This window comes from Staphylococcus nepalensis, from assembly GCF_014635045.1.
Lineage (GTDB): Bacteria > Bacillota > Bacilli > Staphylococcales > Staphylococcaceae > Staphylococcus > Staphylococcus nepalensis.
Genome location: NZ_BMCF01000001.1, coordinates 311332 through 335728, shown reverse-complemented (window position 1 = coordinate 335728; position 24397 = coordinate 311332). Strand labels below are relative to the sequence as shown.

The following is a 24397-nucleotide window of genomic DNA, read 5'->3' as shown; positions in this document are numbered from 1 at the left end:
AAAATTAGCTAAGAATTATTATAGAATAAGTAAAAACCATTGAAAAATTAAGAAAATAAGTTTATAGTTTTAACGGAATAATTTCGATTTGGAGGGGCGTTTTTTGAAAAAAAGAGTATTATTTATACTGACTTGTATATTTATCGTATTGTTGAGTGCTTGCGGAAATATAAATACTGAGAAAAAAGACGTCAGTTCTAACAATAAACTTAAAATATATACAACGGCATTTGCATTTCAAAGTTTTACTGAGCAAATAGGTGGTAAATACGTAGATGTCAATTCAATTTATCCACCTGGAGCAGACATGCATTCTTTTGAACCTACGCAAAAAGAAATGATTAATATTGCTAAAAGTGATTTATTTATCTATTCAAATGAAGAAATGGACCCAGTTGCTAAAAAAGTTGCAACTTCAATTAATAATGATCGTTTGAAGTTACCAGTTGCGCAAGATCTTAATCATGGTGATTTAATTGCTAGTCACGAACACGAACATGAGCACGACCACGAGCATGAGCACGAAACGCATACAGAACATGATGGCCATGATAGCCATGAAGGTCACAATCATGAAGGACAAGATCCACACGTATGGCTTGACCCTGTATTAAATAAAAAGTTTGTTAAAGCAATTAAAGATGACTTGGTAGAGAAAGATCCTAAACATCAATCTTATTATATGCAGAATTATAAACGATTGATAAAAGATATCAATCAAATTGATAATAAGATGAAAAAGATAACACAGCATCCTAAACGTGACACAGTTATTATATCTCATGATTCTATAGGTTATTTAGCTAATCGCTATCATTTTAAACAGCAGGGTGTCAGTGGCATGAATAATGAAGAACCTAGCCAACGGGAATTAATGAATATTGTTCGAAATATGAATAAAACAAAACAACCTTATGTATTATATGAACAAAATATCACATCCAAAGTAACAGATGTGATTCAAAAAGAGTCCAATACTACACCGCTAAAATTTCACAATATGGCTACTTTATCAAAAGAAGAAGTAAGTGATGACGAAATCACTTATCAATCATTGATGAAAGAAAATATGAAATCTTTAGATAAAGCACTTAACGAGTAGTACAGATTTAGTTATATAATAATAATGCCTCAACATTAGTTTGATACTTTAAATCATAATGTTGAGGCATTTCTTAATATCTAATTATCTTAATCATATCTAATATATGAAACAGTAGTGTTATAATATTCTTCTAGCCCGCGTACACCGTCAGCGCCACCTAAACCTGATTCTCTCCAACCAGCGTGATATCCGTTTACAACTTCTTCTGCTTCGCAATTGGCATAAACTTCACCAAATTTAAGCGATTCGGTTGCTGTCATAATTTCTTTTAAATCTTCTGAAAAGATATAAGATGATAAACCAGCATTTGTGTTGTTTGCTTGTTCGATGGCTTCGTCAAAGTTGTTATATTGCACAATTGGCAACACAGGTCCGAAAATTTCTTCTTTAAACGCGCTATCTTCTGGATCTACTTGATCTAAAATGGTAGGTTCATAAAAATAGCCAGGACGATCGATGATGTGGCCACCTGTAATTAATTGAGCCCCATTGTTAACTGCATTTTGAACTTTTTCATCCACATTATTTAATTGTTTTTGATTAATAAGCGCACCATAGTCTGATTTATTATCAAATGGATCTCCTACAGTTAAACTCTGCATTTTTTCTTTTAACTTATTGATAAATGTTGAATGAATAGCTTTGTGTACAAAAATGCGTTCAGGACAAGTGCATACCTGTCCGGCATTATTAATTCTTGCTGTAACGATATAATCAACTGCTTTATCTAAATTCGCATTTGAGGTGACTAATACAGGTGCATTACCTCCAAGTTCAAGATTTACCTTTTTAACTGTATTTGCACTCTTAGCAAAAACTGATTTACCTGCGCGCATGCTACCCGTGATTGAAATGAGTTGTATATCTGGGTGTTCAGCTAATTGCGTACCTAGCGCTTCTCCTTTACCTGGAAGAATTTGAATAAGTCCTGCAGGTATAGTAGATTGACGAAATAGTTCAGCAATTTTTAGCGTGACAAGTGAGGTTTCTTCACTAGGTTTAATAACTACAGAACAACCAGTTACAATAGCAGGGATCACTTTTCTCATTAACACCATTATGGGCGCATTCCAAGGCACAATACCTGCTGTTACACCAATTGGTTTTTTAGTTAACAAAATCGTTTCGTTTTCACGGCTGTTTTGCAAGACTTCGCCTTTATTATTCATACTTTGGCTTGTCATATAATCTATAAAATGTATAGATTTATCTATTTCACCTTTTGCCGAAGCAAGTGTTTTTCCTTGTTCTTGAACATACAATTTTGCAATTTCATCTTTATGTTCTTCTAATAAAGGGATTAACATTTTTACATGGTCTGCTCGTGTTGGTTGAGGCACTTTTTCCCACTCTAATTGTGCATGTTTTGACTTTTCTACAGCTGAGTTAACTTCAGATTCTGTTGCGAAAGTAATTGTGTCTATCTTTTCTTCAGTTGCAGGGTTAATGACGTCCATTGTGTCAGTAGATTTGCTTTCTACAAATTCATTGTTTATAAATAATTGATTCATTATGACACCTCCACATTATGATATATACCACTAATTTGAATGGTAGAAACTGAATAAATAAGCAAATGTAAGTTTATTTTTATATGACTTTTAAATGACAGTATAATTTTTATACTCAATGTGTTGACTTGTTTAAAAAACAGTATTATAATTTATCTCGAAATCGAAATAAATTGAAAGTTGGTGATGTGATGAATCGAACTAAAGCGTCGTTAAATACATTTGTTGGTTTGAACCGAACTATCGATCATTTGGAACAAATAGTTAGGAATGACATTCAACGTTATGGACTAAATGTGACAGAGTTCGCGGTATTAGAGTTACTGTACAATAAAGGCGATCAACCGATACAACGTATTGGTGATAGAGTATTAATTGCGAGTAGTAGTATCACATATGTTGTAGATAAATTAGAGACAAAAGGGTATGTAATAAGAATACGAAATGTACAAGACAAACGAGTGACTAATGCTTCGCTCACTGAAACAGGTTGTACATTGATGAATGAGATATTTCCTAAGCATGCTGCAACATTAGAATCAACTTTTTCAATTTTGTCAGATGAAGAATTAACAACATTACAGCACGTTTTGAAAAAATTAAGTGCACAACCTATGATTTAGGCTTAGCACTTAAAAATTTTATTTAAAATTACTTCGAAATCGAGATAAATATAAAAAGAGGAGTTTTATTATGACGAATAATCAATTATTAGGTATACACCACGTAACAGCAATGACAGATGATGCTGAACGAAATTATAAATTTTTTACTGAAGTATTAGGTATGAGACTTGTGAAAAAAACAGTAAATCAAGATGACATTTATACCTATCATACATTTTTTGCAGATGATGTCGGCTCACCTGGTACAGATATGACATTTTTTGATTTTCCTCACGTTCCTAAAGGTCATTCTGGAACAAATTCAATTACGCGTCCTTCCTTCCGCGTACCTGATGATGCAGCGTTAGCGTATTATGAAGCACGATTTAATGAGTATGGGGTTAAACATGAAGGCATACAAGCGCTATTTGGTAAAAAAGTGTTGCCATTTGAAGAGCCTGATGGACAAAGTTATCAATTAATTTCTGATGAAAATAATAAAGGCGTAGCACCAGGACAACCATGGAAAAAAGGGCCAGTACCTACTGATAAAGCAATTTATGGTTTGGGACCTATTGAAATCACTGTAAGCTACTTTGAAGATTTCAAAAAAATCTTGGAAGAAATATTTGGTATGAGAACAATTATTGAAGAGGAAGATGTTGCAGTATTAGAAGTTGGTGAAGGTGGCAATGGCGGTCAAGTATTTTTAAGAAAAGACACGACAGCCCCTGAAGCTAGACAAGGTTACGGCGAAGTGCATCATGTTTCATTCAGATTAGAAGACCATGAAGCTATTTCAAAATGGTTAGAAAAATATGAACAATATGGCATCGGAAATTCAGGTTTAGTAGATAGATTTTATTTTGAAGCATTGTATGCCCGTATTGGTCATATATTAGTTGAAGTATCTACAGATGGACCAGGGTTTATGGGAGATGAACCCTATGAAACATTAGGTGAGAGTCTTGCATTGCCACCATTTTTAGAGAAAAAACGTGATTATATAGAATCGGAAGTACGTCCTTTTGATACGAAACGATCACACTAAATTTTTTGGATTGTTTTTTTAATAATAAACTAGGAGGGGTGGAGATGGATCCTATTCATCACATTCATCATATTTCAGCAATTGTAGGTAATCCAGAAGAAAATATTCAATTTTATCGAGATATTCTCAATTTAAAATTAATAAAGAAAACAGTGAATTTTGATGACCCATCAACATACCATTTATACTTTTCAAATGGTGGCGTTGACAATGGCACGATATTGACATTTTTTAACTGGCCCAATCATTATAAAGGCCGTACTGGCGCGGGACAAGTGCAACATATTGCATTTAGGGTGCCCCGGGGTTCATTAAAGCAATGGGAAACACATCTAAAGGTACACGAAATTGAGACAGTAAGAACACAATTATTTGGAAAAGATACGCTTGAATTTGTAGATGCACATGAGTTGCCTTTGGCGCTTGTTGAAGATGACAAGGAAGCTTTAGATAAGCATAGCATAGATATTGTTGGTTTTTATGGTGTTACTATGTTGTCTAATAATCCATATCAAACAGTTCAAACGTTAACTGAAGAAATGGGCTTAGCATGTGTAAATGAAAATGATATGTATATCCATTTGAAAACAGTAGGCGATTGGCAACATCACGTTATGGTAAAAAAAGATGTACCAAATGAACATGTTCGTTGGGGCGTAGGTGTGGTCCATCATATCGCATGGTCAGCGCCAAATAACCATGTTCATAAAGCATGGCAAACGAAAATGTTAGATAGAGGTTACCATGTAACTGAAGTCAAAGATCGTCATTATTTTAATGCAGTCTACATGAAAGAACGTGGTGACATTATTTTTGAATTTGCCACTGAAGGGCCAGGCTTTACAATCGATGAACGTTTCGAAGATTTAGGTACACGCTTGATAATGCCCCCTCAATACGAAGAAAGAGAAGATGAACTATTACGTTTATTACCACCGATACGTATATAATTAAAAAACACTTAAAGGAGATGAAGAGTATGGAACATATTTTTAGAGAAGGCCAGCCAAACGCACCAACCTTTATTTTATTACATGGAACTGGTGGTGACGAAAATGATTTATTGCCTTTAGCACAAGCGCTTAATCCTAAATATAATATATTGAGTGTAAGAGGAGAAATTTCAGAAAATGGAATGAACCGTTTCTTCAAACGTCATGGCGAAGGGCAATATGACGTGGAAGATTTAAACTATAGAACAGACAGATTAATTCAATTTTTAAAAGAAGCGGCAGAAACATACCATTTCGATTTGACTAATGCTGTACCTGTAGGTTTTTCAAATGGTTCAAATATTGCGGTTAGTATGATACTGCATCCAGATATTACATTTAATAAAGCATTACTTTATGCGCCATTATACCCTGTGGATTTAGTAAATGATAAAGACTTAAGTAATGTAGAAGTATTATTATCTATGGGTGAAAATGACCCTATCGTTTCAATTCAAGATAGTCAAAATGTTATAGATATTTTTGAAAATCGAGGCGCTACTGTAAAACAAGTGTGGGTAAATAGTCACGAATTGACGCGCGAAGGTATTATCGCAGGACAATCATTATTAAAAGATGATTAATTAATATAACAAGCTACGTATTTTATGTAATGTTGGCTGAATTTAATAGTAAAATATTGACTATAAAAGAGCCCCAGATGATGAATTTAACGTATTATCTTGTCTAACTGACTGAAGATCATAGCGTCATTATCATTTGGGGTTCTTTATCATGATTGATTTGATTTACGAAAAACACCTTTGATAAATATAGGTATTAATAATATAAAACCGAAAATACCCATGACTGGAAATACCTTGCCAATCAACTCTATAAAACCAATAAACGTAGTAGCAAATGTAACGATTGCCATTATAATGATTAAAATATAATAATTTCTTTGATATGGCTCTGTAAAACGAGAAGCAAATGCATACATTAAACCAACAACTGTATTATAAATAACTAATATCATAATAATCGCCATAAATGTGCCGATAATAGGTGAAATATGATTAGCTAATAATAACGAAGGTAGTGCGACGTCTGTTATATTTGTAAATTCAGTTACCATACCAAGGTTTAACATTAATAATAAAAATGTAACAATGGCGCCACCTAAAATACCACCATATATTGTAGATTTTTCGTATTTTAAGCGTCCTCCCATAACAGAAAGGAAACTAAAAGCAGCAGCAATTTGTAAGCTACCATAGTTAATAGCATCAAACCACCACCATTTATCTGTACGGTTATCGTTATTAGCGTATTGATCTGCTGAATTAAAATCAAAGCTACCAGTAGTAAAATAATAAATAGCAATGATTGTTACAATAATAACTAAAAATGGCGTTACCATTCCTAAAACGGTAATCAAGCGATCAAATTTTAAAAAGAGTGTGGCTAATATAATAAGTACTAAAATTAAAGAACTGATGGCGTAAGGTATGCCAAAGCTTTCATGAAGTGTTGAAACACCACCAGCTGTCATAATCATTGCTAACGCAAGTAAAAATAAAGTTAATATAATATCAAAAATGGCAGCAATTGTTCGTGGAAGATAAAATTTTATAGGTTCGGTGTGATTATGTGAGCGCAAACGGTACCCTGTATTTAAAACAAACACACCCCCTATAGTAATAATAAATCCAGTAATAAAAACACCAAACACACTGAATTTGCCATTACTTGTAAAAAATTGGAATATTTCTTGTCCTGTTGCGAAGCCTGCGCCTACAACAACGCCTACAAAGGCAAAGGCTACTATAATCATTTCTTTTAATTTAGGCATATACTTAGAATCCTTTCATGCAATTTACTTTGTAAAAAACACTTATTTAATAAAATATCACAAGTACCTATTTTAGCTGAAAATAAACGAGAAATAAACACAAAAGTTTATATGAAACATACATTTGTATTTTTTGTATGAACGAAAATCTATCAAGCGACCTGAAATTTAAAAAGGTATCAAAAAAGAGGTGAAGTTTAAATCAACATTGATTTAAACTTCACCTCTTAAAATATTTCATATCATAATTTAGATTATGATATGAAAAGTGTGTGATTTATGAACCTTTAGTGGACAAAACGGTCGTGCATCAACACTTTTAAAACATCAATTTTCTCTTGTATTTCACGACCAGTATTGGTATCACGAATTTTCTTACGTTTTAATTCTTTATCAACGACACGACGAATAGAAAGTTCATCGCCTCCATTAAGTAACACATGTTTTTTAGAATTAAAATGTTGATGCGCCACGAGTTGCATACCAAAGGAATTATAAAGTAACGTGTAGCCTGCGATACCAGTGGTGGATTGATAAGCTTTTGAAAATCCACCATCAATGACAATCATTTTTCCATTAGCTTTGATTGGGTTTTCACCATCAATTTCTTTTACTGGCGTGTGTCCATTAATAATATGTCCTTCTTCTGGGTCAAGGCCAAAGTCCTTGAGCATTTTTTTACACATTTTCACATCTTCACGTAAATAATAATATGGATTTTTAGTTTCTTTGTGTGCTGATTTATCTTTAATGAAATAACGCTCAAATGTTGTCATTGCACGTTTTCCAAATAATGAAGAATACTTACCCGTCCATAAATACCATACAAGGTCAGTTGCTAAATCATCATGTATATCTTTATGATCGAACGCTTCTCGTACAAAATATTCAAAGTGGTCAAGCAAATCTCTGCCATAACATTTTTCCCCATCGATGACCATAGATTCCATTTCACCATTTTCATCTACTGGGATACAGCCATGGATTAAGAGGTTACCATTGTATGGAAGGTACAGCTTACCTTTTTGCATTAAGAAGGTCATATGACGTTTCAGTTTTTCAGATTGTTGTACTGATAATAATAATTTATTTATCACTTCTTGCTCGTCTTCAGTTAATTCATTAGGATTGTTAGGGTCTATAGTTTGAAAACAAGTATGCTCTAATGGATAAGTTTTACCGTAAAGTGTCGCTTCGTTATGCTTATAATCGATACTTTCTAATACTAGGCGCTCTTCCATTTCAAAGTCGGGACGGCGTTTAATGATAGGCGCTTCTAATTTAAATTGAATAATAGCAATCGCTTGGTGGATTTTTGTAATTTGTTCAATTTCAGATTGAGATAATGCTTCAGCATTTTTAGGCTTGAAAGCAGAATTGTCACCTGAATAATGTTTTTCAGCTAAAGTCAATAAAGGGCGTAAATTAATACCATAAGCATCCTCAATAATATTTAAATTATCATAACGCGCACAAATTCTTAGTAAATTGGCTAAACACACTTTGGAACCAGCATATGCACCAATCCACAGTACATCATGATTTCCCCATTGCACATCTACCGATGGGTAATCAATCAACGTATCCATGATTTTATCTGGTTCTGGACCACGGTCATATATATCGCCAACCACATGTAAATGATTGACCACTAGGTGTTGAATAGTAAAAGATAGTCCGATAATCAAATCATCTGATTGCTCAAGCTCGATAATTTGATTCATTAATGTTTGATAATAAGAATGTTTGTTATTATATTTGTTACTTTTATATAAAAGTTCTTCTATTATAAATACGTAATTTTGAGGTAATGATTTACGTAACTTGGTACGTGTATATTTTGAAGAGGCGTAGGTGACTAATTTAATAAGACGATTGATCGTCGTGATATACCACGCGTCTAGACTTTCTTTGGATGTAAAACTATTTTTTACTAACTTTAATTTTTCTTCTGGATAGTAAACAAGAGCAGCAAATTCATTGATTTCCTTTTGTGTTAACGTGTCTTGAAATATATCGTTGATTTTTGAACGTACATTACCTGAACCGTTTCTTAATACATGCTGGAATGCGTGAAATTCACCGTGCAAGTCACTGACAAAATGTTCAGTGCCTTTGGGAAGTTCTAATATAGATTCAAGATTAATAATTTCAGTGGCTAACTCTTCTTTATTATTAAATTGTTGAGATAGCAAATCTAAATATCTTTCTTTTACACTTTTTTCTGTTGTATTATGCATGATTTATGTCACTCCATTTAAGTTGTTTTGTTATTCATCTCTATATAATAAACCGCTTTCATCGTATATATGATATTGTAGCATTTATTCTAGAGAGAATGTCTAGTTCTAATTCGTTTATGAGTACTAGTTATAAATCATCTTGGAATATCAAACATATTTCAAGCTTAATTACGATATTAGCAGAAGATGTCAGGGATGAAAACATACGCGTATTAAGTTTTAACTATTCATTGAGAGCACTGTGACGTCATATTTAAAATGACATTGATGTTACTCAAATATGTATTTTAGGGTATAAACATAAAAGTTGTAGGAAACATACATTTTTTTGAATCACTATATTACTTATTTGTCTTTTTAAATGTAAAATTACAATTATAATTTTAATGTGCCTGAAGGCTTTAATAACAGTTGTTCAAGGCGTATTTACAGCATTTCGTCTCTATGTTATAAAAATTTTTTTCAAAATAACGGTTTAAATTCTTTTTAAGTTTTGTATAATAAATGCATGTAACAAAATTATATAAAGGGAGTTTATTTTATGTTTACATTGGGAGCATCGTTATCGAGCCAAGTTAATCCAGACTGGCAAACATATATTATGCTTGGTGCTTACTTCGTTGTTTTATTAATTATTGGATATTATGGTTATAAAAAAGCAACGGGAAATATTAGTGAATATATGTTGGGCGGTAGGAACATTGGACCTTATGTTACTGCGTTATCTGCTGGTGCATCCGATATGAGTGGTTGGATGATTATGGGATTACCTGGTGAAGTTTACACTACAGGTTTATCCGCTGCTTGGTTAGCCATTGGTCTAACAATTGGTGCATACATAAATTACCTCGTTGTGGCGCCACGTTTACGTGTTTATACAGAAAAAGCAGGAGATGCAATTACATTACCTGATTTCTTTAGAAACCGTTTAGATGATAAATCTAACGTGATTAAAATTATTTCAGGTGGTATTATTGTTGTATTCTTTACGTTGTACACGCACTCGGGGATGGTCTCAGGTGGTAAATTATTTGATAGCGCCTTCGGCTTGGACTATCATTTTGGTCTATTATTAGTTGCCTTTATCGTCATTGCGTATACATTTTTCGGAGGTTATTTAGCCGTATCGTTAACGGATTTCTTCCAAGGTGTCATTATGTTAATCGCGATGGTGATGGTGCCGATAGTAGCAATGATGCAATTGAGTGGGTTAGATACTTTATCACAAGCTGCAGAATTAAAACCTACAAATCTAGATTTATTTAGAGGGACAACAATCATCGGTATTATTTCATTCTTTGCTTGGGGATTAGGTTATTTTGGTCAACCACATATTATTGTGCGTTTTATGTCTATTAAGTCAGTGAAACAATTACCAACAGCTAGACGCTTTGGTATTAGTTGGATGGCGATTAGTTTATTAGGTGCAGTTGGTGTTGGTCTTGTAGGCATTACATTTGTCAATGATGGCGGTGTAACGCTTCAAGATCCAGAAACATTATTTATTTTAATGGGTCAAATACTCTTCCATCCACTTGTTGGTGGATTCTTACTAGCAGCCATTTTAGCTGCGATTATGAGTACGATATCATCACAATTATTAGTGACTTCAAGTTCATTAACCGAAGATTTTTATAAATTATTTCGTGGTGAAGAAGCGGCTAAAAAACATGAAAAAGAATTTGTGCTTGTTGGTCGTCTATCTGTAATTGTAGTCGCTATTGCATCAATTATGATTGCGTGGACACCAAACGATACAATTCTAAATCTTGTAGGTAATGCTTGGGCTGGTTTTGGATCAGCATTTGGACCTCTTGTACTATTAAGTTTATATTGGAAAGGTTTAAGTCGTACTGGTGCAGTCAGCGGAATGTTATCAGGCGCAATTGTAGTCATCATTTGGATTGCATTTGTTAAACCTCTGGGTGACATTAATGATTTCTTTAATTTATATGAAATCGTGCCAGGATTTTTAACAAGTCTCATTGTTACCATTGTAGTTAGTAAAATAACGAAGAAACCTCAAATCGACGTTGAAGGCGATTTAGAAGAAGTTCGTCAAATGGTTAAAGGTGACAATCAAAAAGCTTAAACATAGTTGATTAAGGGGTAAAATATTAACTATGTATCATATTAAACAAAAATAAAGAAATGCTTTAAAATGCTTGTATTTTAAAGCTTAGGGAGAAAATATAGATCGTGAAAGGCTAACTTCTAAGGGGGAAGTTAGTCTTTTTTATATAGAAAAATCAGGTAAAACTCATTTCACCTAATGACTTAACTTAATGGAAAATAAATATAAAGTTATATAACCATTATTACGAAAGTATATATTTATTGCTGTGTACTATTCTTTTTATAGATTCGAATGCACAGATAGATGATTGCAATGGTGATAACGATATACATGATGTATGAATAAGTATGTAAACCATTCATTAGTACATCCCAACTGTTACTTAACATACTTCCTAAAAAGATTAGGGCTATATTCCAAATTGTCGTACCTATTAATGAGAGCACAGTAAATAAAATGATATTCATGCGATTAATGCCAGCAGGTATCGTAATTAATACACGTAACACTGGTATAAAACGACAAATAAATACGGCAATGGCACCGTATTTTTTAAACCACTCATTCGCTCTGGCGATGTCTTTACCTCTTAGCTTAATCCATTTCCCATATTTATCTACAAAACGATATAAGCGTGGTTCAGATATAATGCTACTTATATAATAAAGTAGTATTAACCCAATCAAAGACGCAATAGTGGATATCATAAAGAGTAAAGGTATCGACAAATCAGATTTAACTGTCATTAAACCGGCAAAAGTTAAAATAATTTCAGACGGTATGAAAGGCAATATATTTTCTAACAAGATTAATATTGCAATCGCAGTATAACCCCAAGTATTAATAAAATTTGTCAGTATTTGTTCCATGGCGACAAAATTCGCTCCTTTATATAGTAAAAGTATAACTATAACTATGATTTTTATATTACTTATACATTATAATCCAAGTTATCACATTATGCATAATTGAATAAAATATCAGACTAAAATGATTTAATAGATTTAAGCGAAGCTAATGATAACGAAATAATGTATGGGTAGTTAAATGGTTTACTGTCTTAAAAGGTTACTTTAACCAAAATTAAATAATTTCAAACTTTATATGTGTTTATGCCAGTGTATTTTATAACTTCCATAAATACTTTGATGAAAGGAAAAAAAGTTATTGTAAGCGATTTCATATTGTGGTAATATCTAGGCACACAATAGGTCATATGATGACTAGTGAAATAGGGAGAAAGTGTGGAGACAACATGGAACAAAAAAGAACAAACATAAGATGGTATTTCGCTATTGCATTTTTTATTATAGGCGTTATTGCTTATATGGATAGATCGAATATATCGATCATTGCTGGTCCTATGATGGAAGATTTAAATTTAACGAAAACGCAATTTGGTTTACTAGCTTCATTTTTCTCGCTTGGCTATGCATTGATGCAAGTACCTTCGGGTTTTTTAGCAGAAAAATTTGGTTCGAAAAAAATGTTAACAATTGCGCTTGTTTGGTGGAGTGCTTTCACGATTTTAACAGGTGTTGTTAAAAACCATGGTCTATTATACGCAGTACGTTTTTTATTTGGGGTTGGTGAAGCGCCAATGTATCCTTCCAATGCAGTGTTTAATTCATTTTGGTTTGCAAAGGGAGAAAAAGGACGCGCATCAAGTGCTTTATTAGCAGGATCCTATTTTGGGCCTGTTATCGCTCCAGTAGTAACGATTGCGATTGTTAATATGTTTGGATGGCAAGCTGTATTTTATATTTTTGGTGCAATTGGTATTGTTATTGCATTGTTATGGATAGTCATTGCGAAAGATTTACCAGAACAACATAAGATGGTAAATGAAGCAGAAAAAAGATATATTATGGCAAACCGTGACATTATCAAAATTGAAAAAAATAATGCGCCATGGAATATATTTTTAAGACGCTTTAGTTTTTACGCATTGGCAGCACAGTATTTTGTTGTGCAATTTGTCGTATCACTATTTTTGATATGGTTACCTACGTATTTAACTGAACAGTACAATGTAAAACTAACTGATCCTGATATGGCATGGGCAGCTGGTGCACCATGGATTGCTATGTTTTTACTTATTCTATGTGGCGGTGCAATTTCTGATAAATTATTACAAAAAGGCAAATCTAGGTTTATTGCAAGAGCAACGATAGCCGTTATTGGATTTGTAGTATTTTGTATTTCATTATTTATGTCAATTCAAACTAACAATTTAGTAGTTAATGTTTTATGGCTATCGTTATGTTTGGGAGGGATTGGTATTGCAACTGGTATGAGTTGGGCAGCAGCAACCGATTTAGGACGTAATTTCTCTGGTTCTGTATCAGGGTGGATGAACTTATGGGGAAATATTGGTGCACTGCTTAGCCCATTGTTAGCAGGTATGTTGGTTGATATTGTAGGTTGGACTGTGACTTTAGAGTTAGTCATTATTCCTGTAATATTTGCAATAGTAATGTGGTTTTTTGTAAAACCAGATCAACCATTAATTATTGAAAAGGATACATTATAATGTTTGTTAAAGTACGTTTTAGGTAAACAATAAAAGGAAACAAACCATAATCAAGGGGGGCCAGTATATGATTATAGTAACTGCAGTAATGAAGGTTAATCCCGACCAACGCGATAATTACTTAGCCCTAGTAGAGCGTTTGGTGTTACAAGCGAATAAAGAAGAAGGCGCATTATATTATGCTCACTTTGAAAAAACGGATGAGCCAGATACATTTGCTTTTATAGAAAAATATAAAGATGAAGCGGCTTTACAAGCGCATAATCAATCAGAGCATTTTCAAGTATTTTTTAAAGAAGTTGAACCTTATTTAATTGCAGAACCAGAAATAGAAATCGCTATAAGAAAATAATATATTATCAAAAGACTGTAAACCAATCTCATACGTTTACAGTCTTTTTACATAACTTGTTATGCTTTGTAAGCACAATGTTATTATGCTATGTATTTATATTGTATAATAGTTTGTTGTAAATAATTGTAACAGGTATGACACTTAAAAAGATACTTATATAAGGAGAGAAAAATCATGTTATATCAACATGGGACGCTCGGTACGCTGATGGCAGGATTGCTAGATGGCACAATGAAAATCAATGAAGTTTTAAAACATGGCGATTTAGGCATAGGCACCCTAACAGGATCTGATGGCGAAGTTATTATATTAGATGGTGTTGCATACCATGCTGATGCTCAAGGTAATTTCAAACAATTAAATGGTGATGAGATGACACCATTTTCTACTGTAACACCTTTCAAACCAGATAACCGTTTTGAAGTGAGACATATCACTGATTCAGATACTTTATTAGATAAAGCAATGTATCATGCTAAAAGCAAAAATATATTTTTGGCAGTGAAAATAACTGGGAAATTTGAAAGCGTACATGTCAGAATGATGCCAAGACAAGAGAAACCGTATACGAAATTAATTGAATCAGCAAAGCAACAACCTGAGTATATGTATGATCAAATAGAGGGTACCATTGTTGGTTTTTACGCGCCGCAGCTCTTCCATGGGATCGCAGCCGGTGGTTTCCATTTACATTTTGTAGATGAAAAGAAAACGATAGGTGGACATGTACTAGATTTTGAAATGAACCATGGTGAAATAGAGATAAGCAATATTGAAACTTTAGAGCAACATTTCCCTGTAAACAATCAAGACTTTTTAGAAACAGATGTTGATTATTCGACTGTTCATGAGGATATAAAACAGTCGGAATAAGTGCTCAATAAAATGTAAAATAGTATTTATTTAACATATTTATTTAAGCGTTTTGTAGGAAACACCCTAGCAGAAATTAATAAAAGTGTTAAAATAGTTTAGTAATCATTAAAAAGAGTGTATATGATTTCGTAATCAATAATTGTAAAAGTTCTGATTTTGTAATGATACTTCCCCTTCATAGATACTTGTGCGCGCTAAAGTAATTTGAGTCATATATTAATGTCTATCATTTTGAGTGAAAGCAGGTAAAATGCAGTAGTAACTCGTGTTTAGATGCTTCTATCAATAAGCTTTTTAAAAAATCAAATCACCTTTAAGGGGCGGGAATATGAAATCAAATTATAAATTTTAGATTTCTAACCCGCTCTTTTTATGTTTTAGAGAAAACGCAAATCAAATGTAATAATTAAATTAAAAAATAAAAAGGAGATGTGTACCACCATTGATTAAATATTTAAAATCACTTACCAAATTTAATGCTATGAAAATCGATGTTGCTAAAGGTATTAGACAAGGTATATTAATGTTCCTTCCTCTAATGATTGGTTACTTAGTAGGGTATTTTTCAATAGGTCTGCTAATTTCAACTGGTACTTTAGCTCATATTTATGTGTTTGGCGGTACTGCTAAGTCCAAGCTTCGCACTGTCTTCTTAACATCTATTGTATTTGCAATTGCTATGATGCTCGGTACCTTAACAGTCAATCAACCTGTTATATTCGGAATATTGCTGTTAATCGTAGCAGTTGTGCCATACTATGTGTTTAGTTCCTTAAACATTCCGGGCCCATCGTCAACTTTCTTTATTGTAGCATTTAGTTTGCCAATTAATTTACCAGTTGCGCCTGAAGAAGCTGTAACTAGAGGTATAGCGGTATTTATTGGCGGTTTATTAGCAACACTTGTAGTTATCATCGTCATTTTACTATCAAAAGAATCTGCAGAAGTTAAATCCATAAAAAATGATTATAATATTATTAAACAATTGGTTTATAATTTTGATGATCCTAAAGCATTTGCAAAAGTATCACAATTTGCTGTTACTGCGTTTAGAAATACAGATAATCAACTGATTACTGCAAGCTCTGCCAAATCTCAAAAATCTCCAGAATTTCAACGTTTAATATTGCTCCATAATATTGCTCAGGGTATACATTCAGAATTATTAGAATTAAATGAGGAAAACGCACGCCCTTTACCTAAAGAAATTAGAGCGATGGCAGATTACGTGATCAACTTGGTATTTACACATGGTCAGACAAACAAAACATGGACACAACAAGTTGATATAGAAGAAACATACAAAAAACTCGTCGATAACATATTTAAGGTAGATGCTATCATGAATGCGGATGAAAAACGATTAGAACATGAAGTAGACATTCGTGTGCCTATTTATGGACACCGATTAGTTAATAATCTTACTATAGATTCTTTCGTATTTAGAAATACTTTGCGTTATAGCGTTATCATGGCCATTGCTATTTTTATAGCATTAATGTTTGATTTTGATAAGGCATACTGGATTCCGCTTAGTACACATACCGTGTTATTGGGGTCAACAACATTACACAGCTTTGAACGGGCAGGTTCCAGAGGGATTGGCACAATTATTGGAGTTCTAGTACTCTCTTTAATATTACTATCTATGCCACCCGTTCCAGTTGCTATTATACTCTTAGCTGTTGCTGCAGGTATTACAGAAATATTTGTTGGTGCTAATTATTCATTTGCTGTAATATTTATTACAATCCAAGTTATTTTATTAAATGGATTAGCATCTAATCATCTATCTATCTTAATTGCGTTACCACGTATTATTGATGTAATCGTAGGTATACTGATTGCTGTTGTATGTTTACTCGTCATAGGAAGAAAAACAGCTTCATCAATGTTACCTGGCACGCTTGCTAAAGTGGCACGTAATGAAGCAGTCCTCTTCCATTATTTATTCTCAAGTAATAAATATTCGTCAAGAGAACGTGATAAAAAAGAAATGCTACATTTAAGTGTTCAACTTAATAATATGAAACAGATTTACAGTAGTGCAAATGGTGAAGTATTTAGTAATAAAATGGTTATTCAATACTATTATCCTAGTATCTATGCATTGGAAGAAATAAGCTTTATGTTAACGAGAGCTTTAAGCAATGAACAACGTTACCATATTGATGATGAAACAATGGGACAATATTTATTAGTGTTTGAAAACATTGCTAAACATTTTGAAATTGGTTCAAACATTAATGTTGAAGCACTCACAACTTTACCACAATATATGTATATTAGAACTTCTCTAATGAGTATTCAAAGTAATTGTAAAAATGCTAGACAAGAAGTTAAATTATCTTACGCTTAATAGGATATAAAACGTTAGTCTATAATTATTTATAACCAATATCATATTTCAGGGTACAAATATTTATGATGCAAATAAAAGTCACCTCCATATGTCATGGAGGTGACTTTTTGTGTTTAAATAACGACAACGCTATAGTGAAAGACATAATATAGATTCATATGATAAAAGCAATTAAATAAATTTAAAACAATCATATCACTCGGGCTAACTCGGTTGATTTATATAGGATAAGCATTGAAATAAAACGAGGTGAGCCTCACTGTAGTCTGAAATTTAATTAGAATCACTTTGTTCTCTCGCTTTTTGTTCTTCTTCTTGTTTTTTCTCTTGAATATCTTTTTGTGTTTGTTTTTGTTGCTCTTTTGATTGTTGTTGTTCTTCATGTAACTGTTTGTAACGTTGCTTTTGTCTATAACCATAAGTACTTTCAAGTATGAGTGCTTCGTTATTTAATCCTACACCAATTGCACCAGCTACGGTTGAAATAGATGCCGCAAACCAAGCAAGCTTTATATATATTGTTAAATTTGCAGATGTTTTTAATTGTAACGTTTGTCCTAAATAACCCGATGGGAGCACGATTAACGCAGCGATTAAAAATAGTATGAATAGAATAGTATAATAAATCATTACAGAAACAGTTAAAGTCATAGTCGTAGTTAAATTGTATAACGTTGTGATCCTTTTATTATTACTTTCTTTTTTAGATTCCCATAAGCCATGAGCGACAATCATCCAAATCATCATTCCGAATATAGCGGCAAGCATCATCAATAGCAGCCGCCATCCAGCATACGCAAAACTTAAGTTCCACATAGTAGTGAAAATAATACCGAATGCGCCTGTGGTAAATGCAATTGCGACAACGCTACTTAGGCTTTTCAGCATATTGAATGGGTTGTTAGCAAATGTCATGCCACTAACTAAACGAAACATACCTTTGGCTCGAGAAGAGACATAATACTGTGTATGTTGAGAAGTAGTATCTTTAAAATAAACAGTACGCGCTTGTAAATTCGATAAAGGAAATTGAGCATTCATAAGCTGCATGCCCCGATGATGTTCACTATTTTTTTCTGGATTTTTAAATTCATCGATGGCTTGAAGCATAGCTAAAATAGAATTTTGAATACGTTTTTTGATAGGACGCCATCCATAAGCAGGTAAAGAAATTAAACTAGCGCCATTTTGTCTATTAATATCAATAGCAACCACCTTTTGTTGTTCAATGACAGGTAAATCAGTGAGCCCAATCGTATATTTCCAATTATTGTTATCTTGGTAGTCAGTGATTTTAGTAAAAATATCATGAACCGTTTCAGCAGAGCCTGTTAAAGGGTCGATGACTGTTTCAACTTTCCACTCAATTGAATTGTCGTATTGGTTGCTGAGTATATTCGGTAAATCTATTTCAAGATTACGTGCAATTTTTTCAGAGATACCTGGCGCGGCAACAATACCTATTTTAGCGACTGTCGTGCTCATTTAATCCCTCCTCGTGGTGTGATTGTTTCTTGCCTTCATAATAATCATCTTGAGCATAATCACTAGAGTTATTTTCATCTTCTTGTTCTAATGACTTAGCTCTATAATATTGTCTGAAGGAATAAGTTACTCTTTTAATTTTTTCAGCATTTTCAACAGTGGATCCCATAGCACCTGCCAATATACCTAGAGAAGTTATAAACCAGATTAAGTTAATATAATTGAGTACAGTAGGTTCTTTGCTATTTAATGACGTCCAGTTTGAAAACAATTCTGGTGGTACAAATAACAATGTACTTACAGTTAATAGAATATAGAGCGCTATAAAGTTGAAAAATGTAATGGTCGAAAGCGTCGCAAAAGTCGTTATATTATATATAAAGCGATAAAGTTTTTGCGTGTTCGGACTTGGTCGTTCCCATAATTTGTACGAGTATATCAACCAACCAACCATTCCAAAAATAGAAAGAAACATCAATAAAATAAAGCGCCAATAACTATAATCTAAGCTGATATCCCATGGTGTAGAAAAAATGGCTATATAAGTACCTGTAGCAAAAGAAACAGAAATAATTTTTTTAAAATCAAAAATGGCAGACCATGGTTCATTGGCATAAGTCATGCCACAAATTAAATGAAACCAACCTAGTATAGTTGATTTAGCAATAACGCGTGATTTATGATCTGATTTCTTCTCATTAGGAATGACTTCATTAAACTGAGTTAGCTTAAAATATTTGGAATTTAAATCAAGTTGATTTTTATCTGGAGTATGCAAGTACTCAATTATAAAAATTAAACATTCTCGTAATTTATTTTTTAATTTAAAAGCACCTAATGCTGGTAGTGATAATAAAGCTGTTTTATTATCAAAATCCACGTCACATAACGCACTTTTGTTTTTAGAAAAATTAGGTAAATCAGTGATACAAATAGTATAATCCCAATTTTTTTGCTTTTTAATATTAGCAGCGATATCTAAGGCTTTATCCATATGTTCAGCAGTACCAATCATGGATGCTATATGCATATCAAACTGCCACTCAACCTCTGAATCAACGTGATTTTTAAAATCCTTTGGGAGTTCAGAATATATTTTGTTGATGAGTTTATGTGGCATGTCAGGAGATGGTATTAACCCGATTGTGACCTTCATGTTAGTTTGACCTCCTTTTTTAACTATTACACTTCCTATAATTAATTCCCGATAAATCAAAGATAAATCATATTGATTTTACAATTCATTAAATTTAAATAGCATAGGCTTGATTAGTTTAAACAAAAGGTGGTAAAAGAAAACTAATAAATATAATCAGGAGGTTTTTAATTTATGCCTTGGACTATGGAAGATTACCCACAAAGTTGGAAAAACATGGAGCCCTTAGAACGGAAGAAAGCTATAGATATTGGTAATGCGATGTTAAAGGATGGCTATAAAGAAGAAAATACGATACCAATTGCGACCAAACAAGCAGAAAATTGGTATCAAATGGCTTCTAAAAAAGAATTAGAAGAGTTGAAAAATAAAAAAATTACAGTACATGAAAAAGATGAATCAAGCAATCCAAAATTAAATAATAAGGACGTACATGTGTATTATGAAGACGATGCTTGGAAAATAAAATCAGAAGATGCGAAACAAGCTTCTGATAGTTTTGATAAAAAAGAAGATGCTATGAAACGCGCACGCAATATCGCAGATAATAGAAAAACTGAAATCATTGAACACAAAAAGGATGAGTAATATCAAAAATGACTATGAGCGTGGGCGTTTGAAAGTCACTTAAAGTGTTCGTTCGCATACACGTGTATTTACAGTTGTCTACTGTTAATATGATATGCCCCCTAAGATAATAATTCCTTTATATCTTAGTCTCAATAGTCTAATATTATGGCTGATTTATATACTATTTTATTTTAAATGTATTTTAATTCAGCTATAATATTTATAAAGTGAGAGTTATGGAGGTACGATTTATGTACATTGAACGCAAGCCTACTCTAAATATGGATGATTTAAAAGCAGAATTTAAAGAGAGTTTGGCCTATATAAACAACTACGAAGAAGCATTTGAAATGGTTATCGATTTTGTATCTTTAGAACAATTGTACTCTTCTGCACTTAAAGAAATCAGTACTAAACTTGATATCTTAGATGATCATTTCAAACAAATGTATAAGCATAATCCAATTCATCATATGGAACGCCGAGTCAAAGAAATGAGAAGTTTGATTAAAAAATTAGACCGAAAAGGTTATCCAATTAATACTGAATCAGCTAAAGAGTATATTTTAGACATTGCGGGTATTAGAGTTGTTTGCAATTATATGGATGATATTTATGTAATCGAAGAACTATTGTTAAAACAAGCGGATGTGCAACTTATAAAGCGTAAAGATTATATAAAAACGCCGAAAGGTAACGGTTACAGAAGTTTGCATATTGTAGTCTCAATACCAGTATTTCTAGCTCACTCTGTAGAAAAGGTGCCAGTAGAAATTCAAATTAGAACAATTGGTATGGATATGTGGGCGAGTTTAGAGCACAAGATTCGTTATAAAAATCAAAAAAATACTGAAGATTATAGAGAAGTTCTAAAACAATGTGCAAATGAAATAACGACGGTTGAAAGTAAAATGCAAAATATCCATACTGAAGTTTTTGACAATTAAGTTACTGTCTGAACTAAGGCAAGATTTTTTAACCCAAACTTGTATTCGTTAACTTAAGTTATTTTGTACGATTAAGGTAATAGGTCATCCTGTTACTGTAATCAAATACATTAATGGGCGTGTAATGGTACACATTGAGCTCAATCAAATAATTAATATTAAAAAAAGTGGTATGTCTATTCAAATTAGGCATGCCGCTTTTTTTGTGAAATAAAGACGTGAATTTTAAAGTGCAAGCGTTTGCATTTTTGTTGCTTGTATATTAATATACTTGTATACAAGTATATCGAATTGATAATGAGGTGACGGCGCGGTGAAATATTTATATCCAGAACAATGGCTTGAAGGTGTATCTAAAGGTGAAATGATTGCTTCAGAAATACGTTTGAGGATTGTTGATGGGACAATTACGCCAGATACACTGCTGACTGAAAACCAAATCGCTAAAGAATTTAATGTCAGTCGTTCTCCAGTTAGAGACGCGTTTAAGCTACTTAAACAAGATCAATTAATTAATTTAGAGCGTATGGGCGCAGATGTCTTGCCATTTAATGATAATGAAAAGAAAGAACTATATGATCTAAGAATTATGTTAGAATCTTTTGCATTTAATAAAATTAAAGCAAGTAATCACAAACAAATTGTTAAAGAGATGCGAAAACAGCTCGAGATGATGAAAGTTGCTGTGAAATTTGAGGATGCAGAAGCATTTACAGTGCATGATATGAAATTTCATGAAGTAACCATATTAGCTTCAAAGCATCAATACTTGAAAACGTTTTGGAATAACTTAAGGCCAGTGATGGAAGCGCTTATTTTATTATCAATGCGTGAACGTATGAATAAAAAACCTGAAGACTTTGAACGAATCCACCATAATCACGAAGTATTTATTGATGCGATTGCAGATAAAGATGCAACAAAACTTAGAAATGCATTTCATTTGAACTTTGATGACGTTGGGGAAGATATTGATAGTTTTTGGTTAAAATAAGAAGTGATAGTAGGAGGTAAAATCATGAAATATATGATTGGCGTTGATATAGGTACTACAAGTACTAAAGCTGTCCTTTATGATGAAAAAGGACAATTCATAATGAAACATAATATCGGTTATCCTTTACACACACCAAACGTAGAAGTTTCAGAAGAAAATCCTGATGAACTGTTCGATGCCGTGTTAATGACCATCAAATATGTAATGAGAGAAGCGAACATCGATAAAAAAGATTTGAAATTAATTTCATTTAGTGCGCAAATGCATAGTTTGATTGCAATGAACGCGAGTAATGAACGATTAACTGAAAATTTAACATGGGCTGATAACCGTGCGATTAAATACGCAGAAGAAATTAAGGAAAAACACGATGGCGATGCAATATATAGAAGAACAGGTACGCCGATTCATCCTATGTCTCCGTTATCTAAAATATTTTGGATGAAACATGAACAACAAGAAATATATAACCAAACAGCCATATTTGCTGATATCAAGACTTATATTTTTTATCAATTATTTGAAGAGTATGTGATTGATCAATCAATGGCTTCATCAACAGGTATGTTTAATCTTGAAGATTTAGATTGGGATAAAGCGGCTTTAAGATTATTAGGTATTAGTGCATCACAGTTACCTAAAGTTGTTCCAACGACACATATTTTAAAGGGAATGAAACGTCGTTATGCAACATTGATGGGCATAGATGAAGATACACCAATTGTTGTTGGTGCAAGCGATGGTGTACTTTCTAATTTAGGTGTCAACGCTTTTAAAAAAGGAGAAGTTGCTGTCACAATCGGTACTTCAGGCGCAATTAGAACTGTGATAGATCAACCACGCACAGATTACAAGGGAAGAATTTTCTGTTATGTATTAACCGAAAATCATTATGTAATTGGTGGTCCAGTCAATAACGGCGGTGTGGTATTACGTTGGCTACGAGATGAATTATTGGCAAGCGAGGTCGAAACGGCAAAACGTTTAGGTGTCGATCCATATGATGTACTTACTAAAATTGCGAACCGAGTTAAACCGGGTGCAGATGGATTAATATTCCACCCATATTTAGCAGGGGAACGTGCGCCGTTATGGAATGCAGACGCAAGAGGTTCATTTTTTGGCTTAACCTTAACGCACCAAAAAGAACATATGATTAGAGCAGCTTTAGAAGGTGTGCTTTATAACCTTTATACCGTTTATTTAGCTTTGATAGAAGTGATGAACGAAACACCTTCAACAATAAAAGCAACAGGCGGTTTTGCGAAAAGTGAAGTTTGGCGTCAAATGATGGCTGATATCTTTGACACTAATTTAATTGTTCCTGAAAGTTATGAAAGTTCATGTCTAGGCGCTTGCGTGCTTGGTATGAAAGCACTTGGTGAAATTGATGATTTTTCTATTATCGAAGAAATGGTTGGAACTACAAATGATCATAAACCTAATCAAGATAATGTGAAAATTTACCAGAAACTGATTTCAATATTTATCAATTTAAGCCGCTCTTTAGAAGACCGTTATGCTGAAATCGCTACGTTTCAGCGTGAACATATAACTAAAGACAAGGAACAAAAATAGAAAGAGATTAAATAAAAGACAGGCTATAAATAGAACTGAATCATCTAGTTGGGCTAGAGCTATTTATAGCTGTACTTTTAACCATAATAGAAAAATAAAAATTTTAAACACGAAAGTAAGCGTTATCAAAAAGAGAGTCGGTTTGATATCTTTACGATG

General features: G+C 32.9%; 20 protein-coding genes. 14 read left to right on the top strand and 6 right to left on the bottom strand.

All coding sequences use genetic code 11. The features are described from left to right. Window positions 1-103: 103 nt before the first annotated feature. Window positions 104-1102 carry a metal ABC transporter solute-binding protein, Zn/Mn family gene (locus IEU88_RS01650; RefSeq protein WP_096808425.1) on the top strand — a complete coding sequence of 333 codons (999 nt, stop codon included), beginning with the start codon at window positions 104-106 and terminating at the stop codon, window positions 1100-1102. An 89-nt stretch (window positions 1103-1191) separates the two neighbouring features. Here the strand turns inward: IEU88_RS01650 and aldA are convergent, their stop codons facing one another. Next, window positions 1192-2619, bottom strand: a complete 1428-nt coding sequence (gene aldA, locus IEU88_RS01645) for an aldehyde dehydrogenase (RefSeq protein ID WP_170006896.1) — start codon at window positions 2617-2619, stop codon at window positions 1192-1194. Window positions 2620-2807: 188 nt separating this feature from the next. Between aldA and IEU88_RS01640 the strand changes: the two genes are divergently transcribed. The 4 genes from IEU88_RS01640 (at window position 2808) to mhqD (ending at window position 5848) form a co-directional block, all read left to right on the top strand. Beyond that, entirely contained in the window at window positions 2808-3239 is a 432-nt protein-coding gene (locus IEU88_RS01640) for a MarR family winged helix-turn-helix transcriptional regulator (protein ID WP_103373188.1), read from the top strand. A 70-nt stretch (window positions 3240-3309) separates the two neighbouring features. Beyond that, on the top strand, window positions 3310-4272 hold the full coding sequence (gene mhqE / locus IEU88_RS01635; RefSeq protein ID WP_103373189.1) for a ring-cleaving dioxygenase MhqE: 963 nt from the start codon (window positions 3310-3312) through the stop codon (window positions 4270-4272). Between the two features lie 44 nt (window positions 4273-4316). Continuing rightward, window positions 4317-5222 carry a VOC family protein gene (locus tag IEU88_RS01630; RefSeq protein ID WP_115359557.1) on the top strand — a complete coding sequence of 302 codons (906 nt, stop codon included), beginning with the start codon at window positions 4317-4319 and terminating at the stop codon, window positions 5220-5222. A gap of 29 nt (window positions 5223-5251) precedes the next feature. After that, a complete protein-coding gene (gene mhqD, locus IEU88_RS01625) occupies window positions 5252-5848 on the top strand; it encodes a methylhydroquinone degradation carboxylesterase MhqD (RefSeq protein ID WP_096808430.1) in 597 nt (198 codons plus the stop codon). Window positions 5849-5997: 149 nt separating this feature from the next. Here the strand turns inward: mhqD and IEU88_RS01620 are convergent, their stop codons facing one another. Together IEU88_RS01620 and IEU88_RS01615 are read right to left on the bottom strand one after the other, a co-directional pair. After that, the gene (locus tag IEU88_RS01620; RefSeq protein WP_103372848.1) at window positions 5998-7059 is read right to left on the bottom strand and encodes a YkvI family membrane protein; all 1062 of its coding nucleotides are present in this window, start codon (window positions 7057-7059) and stop codon (window positions 5998-6000) included. Between the two features lie 287 nt (window positions 7060-7346). Continuing rightward, window positions 7347-9299 (bottom strand): fructose-1,6-bisphosphatase, encoded by a 1953-nt coding sequence (locus IEU88_RS01615; protein ID WP_096808432.1) that lies wholly within the window; start codon window positions 9297-9299, stop codon window positions 7347-7349. Between the two features lie 544 nt (window positions 9300-9843). Between IEU88_RS01615 and putP the strand changes: the two genes are divergently transcribed. Further along, entirely contained in the window at window positions 9844-11394 is a 1551-nt protein-coding gene (putP, locus tag IEU88_RS01610) for a sodium/proline symporter PutP (protein ID WP_103372847.1), read from the top strand. A gap of 242 nt (window positions 11395-11636) precedes the next feature. Here putP and uptA read toward each other — a convergent pair whose 3' ends face one another. Then, window positions 11637-12248 (bottom strand): undecaprenyl phosphate transporter UptA, encoded by a 612-nt coding sequence (gene uptA / locus IEU88_RS01605; protein ID WP_103372846.1) that lies wholly within the window; start codon window positions 12246-12248, stop codon window positions 11637-11639. Between the two features lie 386 nt (window positions 12249-12634). Here uptA and IEU88_RS01600 point away from each other — a divergent pair, with 386 nt between their 5' ends. The 4 genes from IEU88_RS01600 to IEU88_RS01585 all read left to right on the top strand — a co-directional run bounded on the left by IEU88_RS01600 (window position 12635) and on the right by IEU88_RS01585 (window position 17502). Continuing rightward, window positions 12635-13912, top strand: coding sequence for a pyruvate MFS transporter (locus IEU88_RS01600; RefSeq protein WP_103372845.1), 1278 nt, complete (start codon window positions 12635-12637; stop codon window positions 13910-13912). 67 nt (window positions 13913-13979) lie between these two features. Further along, on the top strand, window positions 13980-14264 hold the full coding sequence (locus tag IEU88_RS01595) for a putative quinol monooxygenase (RefSeq protein ID WP_103372844.1): 285 nt from the start codon (window positions 13980-13982) through the stop codon (window positions 14262-14264). 177 nt (window positions 14265-14441) lie between these two features. Continuing rightward, window positions 14442-15140, top strand: a complete 699-nt coding sequence (gene budA, locus IEU88_RS01590) for an acetolactate decarboxylase (RefSeq protein WP_103372843.1) — start codon at window positions 14442-14444, stop codon at window positions 15138-15140. Window positions 15141-15585: 445 nt separating this feature from the next. Then, entirely contained in the window at window positions 15586-17502 is a 1917-nt protein-coding gene (locus IEU88_RS01585) for an FUSC family protein (protein ID WP_103372842.1), read from the top strand. A 276-nt stretch (window positions 17503-17778) separates the two neighbouring features. Here IEU88_RS01585 and IEU88_RS01580 read toward each other — a convergent pair whose 3' ends face one another. Both IEU88_RS01580 and IEU88_RS01575 read right to left on the bottom strand, forming a co-directional pair. Further along, a complete protein-coding gene (locus tag IEU88_RS01580; protein WP_103372841.1) occupies window positions 17779-18990 on the bottom strand; it encodes a 5,10-methylene-tetrahydrofolate dehydrogenase in 1212 nt (403 codons plus the stop codon). Next, window positions 18971-20146, bottom strand: coding sequence for a hypothetical protein (locus IEU88_RS01575; RefSeq protein WP_103372840.1), 1176 nt, complete (start codon window positions 20144-20146; stop codon window positions 18971-18973). The genes IEU88_RS01580 and IEU88_RS01575 overlap by 20 nt, the downstream gene beginning before the upstream one ends. A 174-nt stretch (window positions 20147-20320) precedes the next feature. Between IEU88_RS01575 and IEU88_RS01570 the strand changes: the two genes are divergently transcribed. From IEU88_RS01570 to gntK, 4 genes are all read left to right on the top strand, one after another. Beyond that, window positions 20321-20734 carry a DUF2188 domain-containing protein gene (locus IEU88_RS01570; protein WP_103372839.1) on the top strand — a complete coding sequence of 138 codons (414 nt, stop codon included), beginning with the start codon at window positions 20321-20323 and terminating at the stop codon, window positions 20732-20734. Between the two features lie 233 nt (window positions 20735-20967). Next, on the top strand, window positions 20968-21663 hold the full coding sequence (locus tag IEU88_RS01565) for a GTP pyrophosphokinase (RefSeq protein WP_096808442.1): 696 nt from the start codon (window positions 20968-20970) through the stop codon (window positions 21661-21663). Between the two features lie 313 nt (window positions 21664-21976). Further along, window positions 21977-22657, top strand: a complete 681-nt coding sequence (locus tag IEU88_RS01560; RefSeq protein ID WP_096808443.1) for a GntR family transcriptional regulator — start codon at window positions 21977-21979, stop codon at window positions 22655-22657. A gap of 24 nt (window positions 22658-22681) precedes the next feature. Beyond that, the gene (gntK, locus tag IEU88_RS01555; protein ID WP_096808444.1) at window positions 22682-24238 is read left to right on the top strand and encodes a gluconokinase; all 1557 of its coding nucleotides are present in this window, start codon (window positions 22682-22684) and stop codon (window positions 24236-24238) included. Window positions 24239-24397 lie beyond the last annotated feature (159 nt).

What these genes read in the sequence shown, in the direction of transcription:
- IEU88_RS01640 (WP_103373188.1), top strand. Translation starts at nt 2,808, where the DNA reads ATGAATCGAACTAAAGCGTCGTTAAATACATTTGTTGGTTTGAACCGA.
- mhqE (WP_103373189.1), top strand. Translation starts at nt 3,310, where the DNA reads ATGACGAATAATCAATTATTAGGTATACACCACGTAACAGCAATGACA.
- IEU88_RS01630 (WP_115359557.1), top strand. Translation starts at nt 4,317, where the DNA reads ATGGATCCTATTCATCACATTCATCATATTTCAGCAATTGTAGGTAAT.
- mhqD (WP_096808430.1), top strand. Translation starts at nt 5,252, where the DNA reads ATGGAACATATTTTTAGAGAAGGCCAGCCAAACGCACCAACCTTTATT.
- IEU88_RS01620 (WP_103372848.1), bottom strand. Translation starts at nt 7,059, where the DNA reads ATGCCTAAATTAAAAGAAATGATTATAGTAGCCTTTGCCTTTGTAGGC.
- IEU88_RS01615 (WP_096808432.1), bottom strand. Translation starts at nt 9,299, where the DNA reads ATGCATAATACAACAGAAAAAAGTGTAAAAGAAAGATATTTAGATTTG.
- putP (WP_103372847.1), top strand. Translation starts at nt 9,844, where the DNA reads ATGTTTACATTGGGAGCATCGTTATCGAGCCAAGTTAATCCAGACTGG.
- uptA (WP_103372846.1), bottom strand. Translation starts at nt 12,248, where the DNA reads ATGGAACAAATACTGACAAATTTTATTAATACTTGGGGTTATACTGCG.
- IEU88_RS01600 (WP_103372845.1), top strand. Translation starts at nt 12,635, where the DNA reads ATGGAACAAAAAAGAACAAACATAAGATGGTATTTCGCTATTGCATTT.
- IEU88_RS01595 (WP_103372844.1), top strand. Translation starts at nt 13,980, where the DNA reads ATGATTATAGTAACTGCAGTAATGAAGGTTAATCCCGACCAACGCGAT.
- budA (WP_103372843.1), top strand. Translation starts at nt 14,442, where the DNA reads ATGTTATATCAACATGGGACGCTCGGTACGCTGATGGCAGGATTGCTA.
- IEU88_RS01580 (WP_103372841.1), bottom strand. Translation starts at nt 18,990, where the DNA reads ATGAGCACGACAGTCGCTAAAATAGGTATTGTTGCCGCGCCAGGTATC.
- IEU88_RS01575 (WP_103372840.1), bottom strand. Translation starts at nt 20,146, where the DNA reads ATGAAGGTCACAATCGGGTTAATACCATCTCCTGACATGCCACATAAA.
- IEU88_RS01570 (WP_103372839.1), top strand. Translation starts at nt 20,321, where the DNA reads ATGCCTTGGACTATGGAAGATTACCCACAAAGTTGGAAAAACATGGAG.
- IEU88_RS01565 (WP_096808442.1), top strand. Translation starts at nt 20,968, where the DNA reads ATGTACATTGAACGCAAGCCTACTCTAAATATGGATGATTTAAAAGCA.
- gntK (WP_096808444.1), top strand. Translation starts at nt 22,682, where the DNA reads ATGAAATATATGATTGGCGTTGATATAGGTACTACAAGTACTAAAGCT.